This window comes from Rhodocista pekingensis (genome assembly GCF_042665545.1).
Lineage (GTDB): Bacteria > Pseudomonadota > Alphaproteobacteria > Azospirillales > Azospirillaceae > Rhodocista > Rhodocista pekingensis.
Genome location: NZ_JBHTCM010000010.1, coordinates 451,227 through 463,941, shown reverse-complemented (window position 1 = coordinate 463,941; position 12,715 = coordinate 451,227). Strand labels below are relative to the sequence as shown.

Below are 12,715 nucleotides of genomic sequence, written 5' to 3'. Positions count from 1 at the left end.
CCCGATGCAGCTCACCGTCTGGACCTATGAAGCCCCTCCCCATGTCGGCGCGATGCGGATCGCGACGGGCATGGAAGGCTTGCACTATGTCCTGCACGCGCCGCAGGGCGACACCTATGCGGACCTGCTGTTCACGATGATCGAGCGGCGCGCCAAGCGACCGCCGGTCACCTACAGCACGTTCCAGGCGCGCGACCTCGGCGGCGACACGGCGGAACTGTTCAAGACCTCGGTCCGCGAGGCCTATGAACGGTTCCGGCCGCAGGCGATGATCGTCGGCGCCTCCTGCACGGCGGAGCTGATCCAGGACGATCCGGGCGGCCTCGCCCGGGCGCTCGCCCTGCCGGTCCCCGTCATTCCGCTGGAGCTGCCCGCCTACCAGAAGAAGGAGAACTGGGGCGCGGCGGAGACCTTCTACCAGCTTGTCCGCGCCCTGGCCGGCCCGCATGTGCCGCCGCCCGGCACGCCGCGCCCGGTCCGGGCGCCCGGCGTGCGGCCGCGCTGCAACCTGCTGGGCCCGACGGCGCTGGGCTTCCGCCACCGCGACGACGTGACGGAGATCACCCGGCTGCTGGACCGGATCGGGGTGGACGTGCATGTCGTGGCGCCGATGGGCGCCACCCCCGCCGACATCGCCCGGCTGGGCGAGGCGGACTTCAACGTCGTGCTCTATCCGGAGGTGGCGGGCACCGCCGCCTCCTGGCTCCAGCGCAGCTTCGGCCAGCCGGCGACGAAGGTCGTGCCGATCGGCTTCGGCGCCACGAAGGACTTCGTGGCCGAGGTCGCCGGTCTGGCCGGTCTGGACCGGGCGGCGGCGCTGGCGGCGGCCGGCGGGTCGCGGCTGCCCTGGTACTCCCGCTCGGTCGATTCGACCTACCTGACCGGAAAGCGCGTCTTCATCTTCGGTGACGGCACCCATGCCCTGGCGGCGGCCCGCATCGCCAGCGACGAGATGGGCTTCACCGTCGTCGGCCTGGGCACCTACAGCCGCGAGTTCGCCCGCGACGTGCGCGAGGCGGCCCAGCGCTACGGCGTCGAGGCGCTGATCACCGACGATTATCTGGAGGTCGAGGCGAAGGTCGCCGAATTGCAGCCCGAGCTGGTGCTGGGCACGCAGATGGAGCGGCACATCGCCAAGCGCCTGGGCATCGCCTGCGCCGTCATCTCGGCGCCGATCCATGTGCAGGACTTCCCGGCCCGCTACTCGCCCCAGATGGGGTTCGAGGGCGCCAACGTGATCTTCGATACCTGGGTGCATCCCCTGGTCATGGGACTGGAGGAGCACCTGCTGGCCATGTTCCGGGAGGACTTCGAGTTCCAGGACGAGGCCGGCCCGTCGCACCTTGGCGGCATCGCGCCGGCCCGTCCGGCCGCTGCCGTCCCCCCGGCCGCCGATCCCGCACCCGTCCCGCCGACCCCGGCCGCCGCGGCACCCGCCGCGGCCGCGACCGCGGTTCCGGCCGGCGAGCAGGAGACGCGCTGGGCGCCGGAGGCGGAAAAGGAACTCGGTAAGATCCCGTTCTTCGTCCGCGGCAAGGCCCGCCGCAACACCGAGCGCTATGCCAAGGACCATGGCATCACGCTCATCACCGTCGAGACCCTTTACGATGCAAAAGCACACTTTGGCCGATAGCCGCACGCCCGTGCGCGTCGTCATCGTGACCCTCGACAACCACCTGGCGGGGTCGGTCGAGCGGGCGGGGCGGACTCTGGCGAAGGACATCCCCGGTCTGGTTCTCAGCCTGCATTCCGCGGCGGAATGGGGCGACGACCCGGAGGCGCTGGAGCGCTGCCGCGAGGACATCGCGCAGGGCGACATCATCATCGCCACCATGCTGTTCATGGAACCGCACATCCAGGCGGTGATGCCGGCCCTGAAGGCGCGGCGGGACAACTGCGACGCCATGGTCTGCTGCATGTCGGCGGGCGAGGTGATGCGGCTGACCCGGCTGGGCCGCTTCAGCATGAGCGGCGAGGCCAAGGGGCCGCTGGCGCTGCTGAAGAAGCTGCGCGGGTCGCAGAAGGAAGGCTCCAACGGCGCGGGCCAGATGGCCATGCTCCGCCGCATCCCGCAGATCCTGCGCTTCATCCCGGGCCCGGCCCAGGATGTGCGCGCCTATTTCCTGACGCTCCAGTACTGGCTGGCCGGTTCGGACGAGAACGTCGTGAACATGGTCCGCTATCTGGTGGACCGCTACGCCGACGGCCCGCGCGCCTCTCTGCGCGGCACGCTGAAGGCGCAGGCCCCGGCCGAGTATCCGGAGATCGGTGTCTACCACCCGCGCATGTCCGGCCGCATCGCCGACAGGCTGGACAAGCTGCCGGCCCCGGGCAAGGAGACGACGGGCACGGTCGGCGTGCTGGTGATGCGCTCCTACGTGCTGCCGGGCAACACCGGGCACTATGACGGCGTCATCAAGGCGCTGGAGGCGCGCGGCCTGAAGGTCGTGCCGGCCTTCGCCAGCGGCCTGGACGCGCGCCCGGCGATCGAGCGCTTCTTCATGAAGAACGGCCGCGCCGTGGTGGACGCCGTGGTGTCGCTCACCGGCTTCTCGCTGGTCGGCGGCCCGGCCTACAACGACTCCAAGGCGGCGGAGGAGATGCTGGCCGCCCTGGACGTGCCCTTCTTCGCCGCGCATCCGCTGGAGTTCCAGACGATGGCCACCTGGGCCTCGTCGGACCGCGGCCTGCTGCCGGTCGAGGCGACCATGATGGTCGCCATCCCGGAGCTGGACGGCGGCATGGGCTCCATGGTGTTCGGCGGCCGTCCCGGCGCCCTGGGCGTGCCCTGCGCCGGCTGCGAGCGCAAGTGCGTCGTCAAGGAGGCGGACAACGTCACCGACATGCACCCCTGCCCGGACCGCGCCGGCATGCTGGCCGCCCGCGTCGCCCGGCTGGTCGAGCTGCGGCGGGCCGAGCGGGCCCGGCGCAAGGTGGCGGTGGTCCTGTTCAACTTCCCGCCCAACGCCGGCAGCACCGGCACGGCGGCCTATCTCTCCGTCTTCGCCTCGCTGCACCGGACGCTGACGGCGATGCGGGCGGAGGGCTACACGGTCGAGGTTCCGGCCACCGTGGAGGAGTTGCAGGACCGCATCCTGAAGGGCAATTCCGAACGCTTCGGCACCGACGCCAACGTGCATGCCCGGGTCGCCGTGGACGATCATGTCCGGCGGGAGACTTGGCTGCGTGAGATCGAGGCCCAGTGGGGCCCGGCGCCGGGCCGCTTGCAGACGGACGGCCGCTCCATCCTGGTGCTGGGCGAGCAGTTCGGGAACGTCTTCGTCGGCATCCAGCCCGCCTTCGGCTACGAGGGCGACCCGATGCGGCTGCTGTTCGAGAAGGGCTTCGCCCCGACGCACGCCTTCAGCGCCTTCTACCGCTGGCTGCGCGAGGATTTCCGCGCCAACGCGGTGCTGCACTTCGGCACGCACGGCGCGCTGGAGTTCATGCCGGGCAAGCAGACGGCGCTGTCCGCCTCCTGCTGGCCGGACCGGCTGATCGGCGACCTGCCGAACATCTATCTCTATGCCGCCAACAACCCGTCCGAGGGCACCATCGCCAAGCGGCGCTCGGCGGCGACCCTGATCAGCTATCTGACCCCGCCGATCGCCCATGCCGGCCTCTACCGCGGCCTGCTGGACCTGAAGGGGTCGATCGAGAGCTGGCGCGGGCTGGCGCCCGACGCGGCGGAGGACCGCACCACCCTGATCGAGGTGATCCAGGCCCAGGCCGCGGCGCTGGAGCTGGTGCCGGCGGAACCGGCCTGGACCGGGGAGGAGGCGGACGCCCGCGTCCAGGCTCTGACCGAGCAGGTGCTGGAGCTGGAATACACGCTGATCCCGCACGGTCTGCATGTCGTCGGTGAGCCGCCGTCGGTGGAGGAGCGGGTGGACCTGCTGCTCGCCATGGCCGAGTCGACGCACGGCGCGACGCCCGCCCGCGCGGCGGTGGAGGCCCTGGTCCGCGGCAGCGAGCCGGAGGAGGCCCTGTCCATCGGCGGCGAGGCACGCACCGAGGCGAACCTGACTCTGTTCCGCGAGCTGGCCTCGTCCGACCGTCTGCTGGCGGTGGACCATGAGCTTCCCGCCATCCTGCGGGCGCTGGACGGCCGCTACATCCGCCCGACGCCGGGCGGCGACCTGCTGCGCACGCCGGCCATCCTGCCGACCGGGCGCAACCTGCACGGCTTCGACCCGTTCCGCATCCCCAGCGCCTTCGCCGTGGCCGACGGCGCCAAGCAGGCCGCGCGCCTGCTGGAGCGGCACGCCCAGGAAGGGCACGGCCTGCCGGAGAGCGTGGCCATCGTGCTGTGGGGCACGGACAACCTGAAGTCCGAGGGCGGCCCGATCGCCCAGGCGCTGGCCCTGCTGGGCGCCCGGCCGCGCTTCGACAGCTACGGCCGCCTGTCCGGGGCGGAGCTGATCCCGCTCTCCGAGCTGGGCCGGCCGCGCGTGGACGTGGTGCTGACCCTGTCGGGCATCTTCCGCGACCTGCTGCCGTTGCAGACCCAGATGCTGGCCGAGGCCTGCTATCTGGCCGCCGCGGCGGACGAGCCGCTGGAGATGAACCTGGTCCGCAAGCATGCGCTGGCCTACCAGGAGAAGCATGGCTGCGACCTGGAGACGGCATCCCTGCGTGTCTTCTCCAACGCCGACGGCACCTACGGCGCCAACGTCAACCAGCTCGTCGATGGCGGCGTCTGGGACGACGAGAACGAGCTGGCCGACGCCTACACCAAGCGCAAGTGCTACGCCTACGGCCGCTCCGGCAAGCCGGTGCGCCAGTCGGCGATCCTGGAGAGTGCGCTCGGCGACGTCGCCCTGGCCTACCAGAATCTCGACTCGGTCGAACTGGGCGTGACCACGATCGACCAGTATTTCGACAGCCTCGGGGGCATCAGCCGCGCCGCCAGCCGCGCGCGCGGCGGCACCGTCCCCGTCTATATCGGCGACCAGACGAAGGGCGAGGGCACGGTCCGCACGCTCTCCGAACAGGTCGCCCTGGAGACCCGTACCCGCATGCTGAACCCCAAATGGTACGAGGGGATGCTGAAGCACGGGTACGAGGGCGTGCGCCAGATCGAGGTGCACGTGACGAACACCATGGGGTGGTCCGCAACGACGGGCCAGGTGGCGCCCTGGGTGTACCAGCAGCTTGCGCAGACCTTCATGCTGGACGAAGAGATGCGCGAGCGCATGGCGGCGCTCAACCCGAAGGCCTCGGCCCGGGTCGCCAACCGCCTGCTGGAAGCCTCCCGCCGCAGCTACTGGACTCCGGACGAGAAGATGCTGGAGGCGCTGCGCGAGGCGGGTGAGGCGCTGGAGGATAGGTTGGAGGGAATCAACGAAAGGGCGGTCGCATGAGCTCCGTGTTGGAGAGACCCGCTGCCCCCGCGATCCTGCCGTCGCGGCAGGACGGGGAAGGCAGCGTGCAGGTGAAGATGGACCCGAACCTGAAGATCGGGACCGCGCGCGTGTTCTCGGTCTACGGCAAGGGCGGGATCGGCAAGAGCACCACGTCGTCGAACCTGGCCGTGGCCTTCTCGAAGCTCGGCAAACGGGTGTTGCAGATCGGCTGCGACCCCAAGCATGACAGCACCTTCACGCTGACCAAGAAGCTGGTGCCGACGGTCATCGACGTGCTGGAGTCGGTGAACTTCCATTCCGAGGAGCTGCGGCCCGAGGACTTCGTCTATCCGGGCTACAACGGCGTCATGTGCGTCGAGGCGGGCGGACCGCCGGCGGGCACCGGCTGCGGCGGCTATGTCGTCGGGCAGACGGTGAAGCTCCTGAAGGAGCACCACCTGCTGGAGGATACCGACGTCGTCATCTTCGACGTGCTGGGCGACGTGGTCTGCGGCGGCTTCGCGGCACCGCTGCAACATGCGCAGCGGGCCCTGATCGTCGCCGCCAACGACTTCGACAGCATCTTCGCGATGAACCGCATCGTCGCGGCCATCCAGGCGAAGTCGAAGAACTACGAGGTCCGGCTGGGCGGGGTGATCTGCAACCGCAGCGCCGCCACCGACCAGATCGACAAGTTCAACGCTGCCGTCGGCCTGAACACGCTGGCGCACCTGCCCGATCTGGACGGCATCCGCCGCTCGCGGCTGAAGAAGTGCACCGTCTTCGAGATGGAGGACGAGCCGGAGCTGGAGCGTGCCCGCCAGGAGTATCTGCGCCTCGCCGCGACCCTGCTGGCGGGGACGGAGCCATTGGCCCCGGCACCCCTGCGCGACCGCGACATCTTCGACCTGCTGGGGTTCGACTGATGGAGAACGCGACCTACCTGGAGCGGCGCGAGGCCATCGAGACCTACTTCGACCGCACGGCGGCCGATGCTTGGTCGCGGCTGACCTCCGATGCGCCGGTCAGCCGCGTGCGCGCGACCGTGCGTGCGGGGCGCGACCGCATGCGCGCGACGCTGCTCTCCTGGCTGCCGCAGGATCTGACGGGCCGCCGCCTGCTGGATGCGGGCTGCGGCACCGGCATGCTGTCGGTGGAGGCGGCGAAGCGCGGCGCGCAGGTCACCGCCATCGACATCTCGCCCACCCTGGTCGGGCTGGCCGGTGAGCGGCTGCCGCATGATCTGGGCGTCGGCCACATCGACTTCCGTGTCGGCGACATGCTGGACCCGGCGCTGGGCCGGTTCGACCATGTCGTCTCCATGGACAGCCTGATCCATTACGAGGCCGCCGACATCACGGCGGCCCTGGCGAAGCTGGCGGCGCGCACCTCCGGCTCGATCGTCTTCACCTTCGCGCCGCGCACGGCGGCGCTCACGGTGATGCATGCGGTGGGCAAGCTGTTCCCCCGCGGCGACCGGGCGCCGGCCATCGTGCCGGTCGGTGAGCAGACGCTGCGGCGCCTGATCGCGGCGGAGCCGGGGCTGAAGGGCTGGCGCTGCGGGCGGACGGAACGGATCATCAGCGGTTTCTACACCTCGCAGGCCATGGAGCTCGTCCCCGCATGAGCCGGTTGTCCGACAGGATCGCCCGGAACTGGACGAAGGTCGGTCCGCAGTTTCTGCCGTTCGCCGACGCGGCGACGCCGGAGCTGCCGCTCGGCCGACTGCTGCGGCTGGCCCTGTTCCAGGTGTCCGTCGGCATGGCGATCGTGCTGCTGAACGGCACCCTGAACCGCGTCATGGTGGTCGAGCTGGGCGTGCCGACCTGGCTGGTCGCGCTGATGGTGTCGCTGCCGCTGGTCTTCGCGCCCCTGCGCGCCCTGATCGGGCACCGGTCGGACAACTACCGTTCCGTCCTGGGCTGGCGTCGCGTCCCGTTCATCTGGTTCGGCACGCTGTTGCAGTTCAGCGGCTTCGCCATCATGCCGTTCGCGCTGCTGATCCTGTCGGGCGACACGACGGGCCCGCTGATCGTGGGACATATCAGCGCGGCCCTGGCCTTCCTGCTGGTCGGGGCCGGCCTGCACACGACCCAGACGGCCGGGCTGGCGCTCGCCACCGACCTCGCGCCGGAGCATGTGCGGCCGCGGGTGGTGGCGCTGCTCTATGTCATGCTGCTGCTGGGCATGGTCGGCAGCGCCCTGATCTTCGGCGATCTGCTGGAGGATTTCCGGCAGGTCCGGCTGATCCAGGTGATCCAGGGCGCCGGCGCCCTGACGATGATTCTGAATCTTGTGGCCCTGTGGAAGCAGGAACCGCGCGATCCGTCGCGCACCCGCGCGGATCGGCCGCGCCCCTCCTTCCGCGAAAGCTGGCGCGCATTCCGCGGCCAGGGCCGCATCGTCCGCATCCTGATCACGGTCGCCCTCGGGACGACCGCCTTCAGCATGCAGGACATTCTTCTCGAACCCTATGGCGGGCAGGTGCTGAAACTGTCCGTTGGCCAGACCACGGCGCTGACGGCGCTGATGGCGGGCGGCACGCTGGGCGGTTTCGCGCTGGCGGCCAACCTGCTGGCCCGCGGCATAGAGCCCTTCCGGTTGGCTGCGCTGGGCGTGGTCATCGGTCTGCCCGCCTTCTCGGCGGTGATCTTCTCCGACCCGTTCGGGTCGGTGAACCTCTTCCGTCTGGGGACTGCGTTGATCGGTCTCGGTGGCGGGCTGTTTTCCGTTGGTACACTGACGGCAGCCATGGCCCTGGCCCGCGACGGCCACAGCGGTCTTGCGCTGGGGGCGTGGGGGGCGGTTCAGGCCACTGCCGCGGGCGTTGCCATCGCCCTTGGCGGTGCGCTCCGGGACTTGGTCACGGGCCTTGCCTCGCAAGGTCTGTTTGGGCCGGCGCTGACGGGTCCCGCCGTCGGCTACGGTGTCGTGTACCACATCGAACTCGCCCTTTTGGTTGCAACCCTGATCGCCATGGCCCCTCTCGTCCGGTATCCGGACGAGACCCTGAAGCGGTCTTCCTCTCGGTTCGGTCTGGCGGAATTCCCCGGCTGATCGGAACCATCCTGCGGAGGTCATCATGCCTACCGGCGCCCTTACTGAATATATGGACGTTGCTCAAGTCGCCCTTTACGCTTTCTGGATCTTCTTCGCGGGCCTGGTCTATTACCTGCACCGGGAGAACAAGCGTGAAGGCTATCCTCTGGTCGCTGAGGACCGGACGAACGGCCGCGTGGTCGTGCAGGGCTTCCCGGCCGTGCCGCCCCCGAAGACCTTCACCCTGCGGAACCTGACCACCTACCAGGCTCCTCCGGGCAACGTCGACGAGCGGCCGATCGCCGCCGCGCCGACCGCGCCCTGGCCCGGCGCCCCGCTGAAGCCGACCGGCAACCCGCTGGTGGACGGCGTCGGCCCGGCTGCCTATGCCATGCGCGAGGATGCGCCCGACCTGACCGTTCTGGACAAGCCGCGTATCGTTCCGATCCGCGTCGCTCCGGATCATCACGTCGATCCGCGCGATCCGAATCCGGTCGGCATGCGCGTCCTGGGTGCTGACAACCAGGTCGCCGGCGTCGTCCGCGAGCTGTGGATCGACCGCACCGAGCCGGGCGTCCGCTACCTCGAGGTCGAGGTTCCGGTTGCCGAGGGCACCCGCACCGTGCTGATGCCGATGACCATGCTGAAGATCGACGGTGCCCGCCGCGTGGTGCGCACGGGTGCGATCCTCGCCAGCCAGTTCGCCGACGTTCCGGGCCTGAAGAACCCGAACCAGGTGACCAAGCTGGAAGAAGACATGATCACCGGCTACTTCGCCGGCGGCTACCTCTACGCGACGCCTGCGCGGCAGGAGCCTCTGATATGATGGAGCATGAGGACGAACCGGTGCGGGGTCTCCCCGCACCGCTTCCGTCGGGCGAAAGCCAGCTCTGGCAGGGTGGGCCGAACTGGCGGGCGCTTGCCCGCCGGGCCTACCATGTGCAGGCCGTCTCCCTCTACTTCGTGCTGCTGATGGCTTGGAGCGTCACCAGCACGTTGGTGGACGGGGGTACGGTTGGTGCGGCGGTCAGGGGTGCCCTCTGGTTGCTGCCGCTCGGTGTGGCGGCTATCGCCATCCTCATTCTTCTTGCCTGGCTTTCTGCCCGGTCGACGCTGTTCACCGTCACCAGCCGCCGGATCATCATCCGGACCGGCGTGGCCCTGCCGGTCGTGCTGAACCTGCCCTACAAGGTGGTGGGTTCGGCCGGCCTCAAGGTCTATGCCGACGGCACCGGTGACATTCCGCTGTCGATCACGGGTAAGAACCGCGTTTCCTATATGGTGACCTGGCCCTATGTCCGGCCGTGGCGGATCGGGAACCCGGAGCCTATGCTCCGGGCCATTCCCGACGCCGCCACCGTCGGCAGGCTTCTGGCCGATGCGCTGGCGGCCGCCGCGGCGGAAGCCGCGGCGCAGCAGCCGGCGAACGAGCAGCCGGTGGCGGTTCCGACCGCCCCGGCGCCCGTTCCGGCCGGGGCGGGGCAGGCCGGCCCGTCCGCCGTCGCGCCCGAGGGCGGGGCGGCCACCGGCATCGAGTCCACCGATACCACGTCCACCGACACCGACGCGCAGCCGGCCATCGCCGCTGCCGTGGGGAGTGCCCGGGCATGAACACCACCCACGCCCGCCAGGTCTTTCCGAAGGTCGCCCTCTACGGGGCTGCGGGCCTTGTTCTCGTCTCGCTGATGGTGGCCGGGGCAGCCCGGCTCACCGATGACGGGGCGGTTTCCCTTCCGGCCGGGGCCGTGACCGAGTCGCGGGCCCTCCGGTTCGAGGATCGCGCCGACGGGGGCGTGGCGATCTATGACGCGGCGACCGGCGAGGTCGTCGAGATCGTCGCTCCCGGGACCAACGGCTTCATCCGCGGGGCGCTGCGCGGTCTCAACCGCGAGCGCCTGCGGCGCGACATCGGCGCGCAGCCGGCCTTCAACCTGACCTTGTTCGAGGACGGTCGGCTGCTGCTGATCGACCCGACCACCAACCGCAGCATCGATCTGGGCGCCTTCGGGCGGACCCAGACAGAGACGTTCGTGCGGCTTCTCACCGCCAAGGAAGGTCAATCATGATCGAAGCCCCCATCGGCCCCCGGTGGCTGCCTCAGGGCTCCGTGATCGCTGACATCCCCTGCACGGTGGATATCGAGAACACCGCCGACAGCCTGCACGCCCATGTAGAACTCGAGGGAGTGGAGGTCGGCCCCGGTGACACCTTGCTGGTCCACGGGGCCCCGACCGACATCGAATTCGGGCACAAGGGGGTGCATCAATGCCGCGCCACGCTGATCCGTGCGAGCCTGTTCGAGCGCACCCTGATCCGCGTCGCGGCGTATCTCGGGCTTACTGAACTGTACGAAGTCAGCTTTTCCCCCGGGAGGGTATGAGACATGATCATAACGGAGGGCGGAAGCGCCCCGAACATGACGACCCGGAAGGCTCAGACGGACACGTTGTTGAGCCCCCGGTTCTACACCACCGACTACAATGCGCTGGACAAGGTCGATGTCAGCCCGGTCCGCGCCGAGTGGGACGCCCTGCTGGATGAGCTGGCTCGGGACGAGAACCGCCGGCACTTCACCAGGGACGAGGAGTTCAAGGACGCCTGGCAGGACATGCCGGCCGACCTCCGTAAGGAATTCACCGATTTCCTGGTCAGCTCGCTCACGGCCGAGTTCTCCGGCTGCGTGCTCTATGCCGAGGCGAAGAAGCGCGTCAACAATCCGGACATGAAGAAGCTGTTCACCTTCATGGCCCGTGATGAATCCCGGCATGCCGGCTTCATCAACGAGTCGCTGAAGGATGTCGGCATCGGCGTCGACATGAGCTTTCTGACCAAGGCGAAGAAGTACACCTACTTCCAGCCGAAGTTCATCTTCTACGCGACGTATCTGTCCGAGAAGATCGGCTATGCGCGCTACATCACCATCTTTCGCCACCTGGAGCGGAACCCGGACAAGCGGTTCCACCCGATCTTCAAGTGGTTCGAGCAGTGGTGCAACGACGAGTTCCGCCATGGCGAGGCGTTCGCGCTGCTGATGCGTGCGAACCCGCACCTGCTGACGGGCGTCAACCGGCTCTGGATCCGTTTCTTCCTGCTGGCCGTGTTCGCCACCATGTATGTGCGCGACCACATGCGGCCGGCCTTCCATGAGGCGCTGGGCGTCGATCCCACGGAATACGACTTCACGGTGTTCCGCATCACGACGGAGATCTGCAAGCAGGTCTTCCCGGTGACGCTGGACATCGACAACCCGCAGTTCGCCGCCGGCATGGAGAAGCTCTGCCGCATCGCGGAGGCGACCGCCGACGCGAAGGCCAAGGGCGGCATCGTGGGGGCGGTTAAGCAGGCCGGCCTGGGGCTCCAGGGAGCCTGGACGTTCCTTCGGCTCTACCTGTTGCCGACCAAGTCGAACACGCTCCCCCGCCAGATCAGGCTGGCTCCGGCCTGGTGATGAAGGGAGGGGCGTAGTCGTGATCGAATTCGGTCTCCCGGTGCTCTATGCACTGTTGGTCTGGTGGTTCAGCACCGGGCTGATCGCTTACCTGGACGGGCTTCCGCGTCATACGTTCCGCTGGAGCATGCTGGGTTCGACGATCCTTGCCGTCGGCTCGCTGTACATGCTGGCCGAGGTCAGCACGGATACCAGCATCACCGGCGCCTATGTCGGCTTCACCGCTGCCCTGGTGCTCTGGGGCTGGCATGAGATGAGCTTCCTTCTGGGGATCGTCACCGGCCCGCGACGCATCGCACTGCCGGTCGGTTCCCGGGGGCTGAAGCGTCTCGGCTATGCGCTGGCGGCCATCGCCTGGCACGAGCTGGGCATCGCCGCCTCGGCGGTTCTGGTGGTGGTGCTGACCTGGGGCGGCGAGAATCAGGTCGGAACCTGGACCTTCTTCCTGCTCTGGGGTCTGCGGGTCAGTGCAAAGCTGAACGTGTTCCTGGGCGTGCCGAACCTCTCTGAGGAATTCCTGCCGTCCCATCTGACATATCTCAGCAGCTACTTCCGTCAACGGCCGATGAACCTGCTGTTCCCGGTTTCGGTGACGACCATCACCGTGGGCACGCTGCTGCTCTGCCGGGCGGCCATCGACCCGTTCGCCACCGATGCGGAACTGGTCGGCTTTTCGCTCCTGGCGGCGCTGACGGCGTTGGCGCTGCTGGAGCACTGGCTGATGGTCCTGCCGATTTCCGCCCTGGCGCTGTGGGGCTGGTATCTCGGCCCGCGGGCCACGGAGACGCCCCCGGCGGTGAGCAACACCGCCGAGCGGACGTCCCGCGATCCCGGCTTCGACTCGCGGGCCAAACCGGCCGAAGGGTGCGCCGGCCCATGACCT

General features: G+C 69.0%; 11 protein-coding genes. All 11 read left to right on the top strand.

Annotation, left to right across the window (positions count from 1 at the left end; genetic code table 11):
• Nucleotides 1–4: 4 nt before the first annotated feature.
• The 11 genes from bchB to puhE are packed head-to-tail and all read left to right on the top strand — an operon-like array spanning nucleotide 5 to nucleotide 12,712.
• Nucleotides 5–1,633 carry a ferredoxin:protochlorophyllide reductase (ATP-dependent) subunit B gene (bchB, locus tag ACFQPS_RS10445; protein WP_377359572.1) on the top strand — a complete coding sequence of 543 codons (1,629 nt, stop codon included), beginning with the start codon at nucleotides 5–7 and terminating at the stop codon, nucleotides 1,631–1,633.
• A complete protein-coding gene (locus ACFQPS_RS10440; RefSeq protein WP_377358748.1) occupies nucleotides 1,608–5,363 on the top strand; it encodes a magnesium chelatase subunit H in 3,756 nt (1,251 codons plus the stop codon). The genes bchB and ACFQPS_RS10440 overlap by 26 nt, the downstream gene beginning before the upstream one ends.
• Complete coding sequence (bchL, locus tag ACFQPS_RS10435; RefSeq protein WP_377358746.1) at nucleotides 5,360–6,271, top strand: ferredoxin:protochlorophyllide reductase (ATP-dependent) iron-sulfur ATP-binding protein; 912 nt, start codon at nucleotides 5,360–5,362, stop codon at nucleotides 6,269–6,271. The genes ACFQPS_RS10440 and bchL overlap by 4 nt, the downstream gene beginning before the upstream one ends.
• Nucleotides 6,271–6,972 (top strand): magnesium protoporphyrin IX methyltransferase, encoded by a 702-nt coding sequence (gene bchM / locus ACFQPS_RS10430; protein ID WP_377358744.1) that lies wholly within the window; start codon nucleotides 6,271–6,273, stop codon nucleotides 6,970–6,972. Before bchL ends, bchM begins: the two co-directional genes overlap by 1 nt.
• Complete coding sequence (locus ACFQPS_RS10425; RefSeq protein ID WP_377358742.1) at nucleotides 6,969–8,402, top strand: BCD family MFS transporter; 1,434 nt, start codon at nucleotides 6,969–6,971, stop codon at nucleotides 8,400–8,402. Before bchM ends, ACFQPS_RS10425 begins: the two co-directional genes overlap by 4 nt.
• Before the next feature lie 25 nt (nucleotides 8,403–8,427).
• A complete protein-coding gene (gene puhA / locus ACFQPS_RS10420; RefSeq protein ID WP_377358740.1) occupies nucleotides 8,428–9,210 on the top strand; it encodes a photosynthetic reaction center subunit H in 783 nt (260 codons plus the stop codon).
• A complete protein-coding gene (puhB, locus tag ACFQPS_RS10415) occupies nucleotides 9,207–9,995 on the top strand; it encodes a photosynthetic complex putative assembly protein PuhB (protein WP_377358738.1) in 789 nt (262 codons plus the stop codon). The genes puhA and puhB overlap by 4 nt, the downstream gene beginning before the upstream one ends.
• Entirely contained in the window at nucleotides 9,992–10,450 is a 459-nt protein-coding gene (gene puhC / locus ACFQPS_RS10410; protein WP_377358736.1) for a photosynthetic complex assembly protein PuhC, read from the top strand. Before puhB ends, puhC begins: the two co-directional genes overlap by 4 nt.
• Nucleotides 10,447–10,764: a hypothetical protein gene (locus ACFQPS_RS10405; protein WP_377358734.1), complete on the top strand. Its 318-nt coding sequence runs from the start codon at nucleotides 10,447–10,449 to the stop codon at nucleotides 10,762–10,764. Before puhC ends, ACFQPS_RS10405 begins: the two co-directional genes overlap by 4 nt.
• A 3-nt stretch (nucleotides 10,765–10,767) precedes the next feature.
• Nucleotides 10,768–11,832, top strand: coding sequence for a magnesium-protoporphyrin IX monomethyl ester (oxidative) cyclase (gene acsF, locus ACFQPS_RS10400; protein ID WP_417715184.1), 1,065 nt, complete (start codon nucleotides 10,768–10,770; stop codon nucleotides 11,830–11,832).
• A 19-nt stretch (nucleotides 11,833–11,851) separates the two neighbouring features.
• A complete protein-coding gene (gene puhE, locus ACFQPS_RS10395; RefSeq protein WP_377358729.1) occupies nucleotides 11,852–12,712 on the top strand; it encodes a putative photosynthetic complex assembly protein PuhE in 861 nt (286 codons plus the stop codon).
• The last annotated feature ends 3 nt before the right edge of the window (nucleotides 12,713–12,715 follow it).

Bases quoted from the DNA above. Each gene is read 5' to 3' on its own strand.
- bchB (WP_377359572.1), top strand. From the start codon at position 5: ATGCAGCTCACCGTCTGGACCTATGAAGCCCCTCCCCATGTCGGCGCG.
- ACFQPS_RS10440 (WP_377358748.1), top strand. From the start codon at position 1,608: ATGCAAAAGCACACTTTGGCCGATAGCCGCACGCCCGTGCGCGTCGTC.
- bchL (WP_377358746.1), top strand. From the start codon at position 5,360: ATGAGCTCCGTGTTGGAGAGACCCGCTGCCCCCGCGATCCTGCCGTCG.
- bchM (WP_377358744.1), top strand. From the start codon at position 6,271: ATGGAGAACGCGACCTACCTGGAGCGGCGCGAGGCCATCGAGACCTAC.
- ACFQPS_RS10425 (WP_377358742.1), top strand. From the start codon at position 6,969: ATGAGCCGGTTGTCCGACAGGATCGCCCGGAACTGGACGAAGGTCGGT.
- puhA (WP_377358740.1), top strand. From the start codon at position 8,428: ATGCCTACCGGCGCCCTTACTGAATATATGGACGTTGCTCAAGTCGCC.
- puhB (WP_377358738.1), top strand. From the start codon at position 9,207: ATGATGGAGCATGAGGACGAACCGGTGCGGGGTCTCCCCGCACCGCTT.
- puhC (WP_377358736.1), top strand. From the start codon at position 9,992: ATGAACACCACCCACGCCCGCCAGGTCTTTCCGAAGGTCGCCCTCTAC.
- ACFQPS_RS10405 (WP_377358734.1), top strand. From the start codon at position 10,447: ATGATCGAAGCCCCCATCGGCCCCCGGTGGCTGCCTCAGGGCTCCGTG.
- acsF (WP_417715184.1), top strand. From the start codon at position 10,768: ATGATCATAACGGAGGGCGGAAGCGCCCCGAACATGACGACCCGGAAG.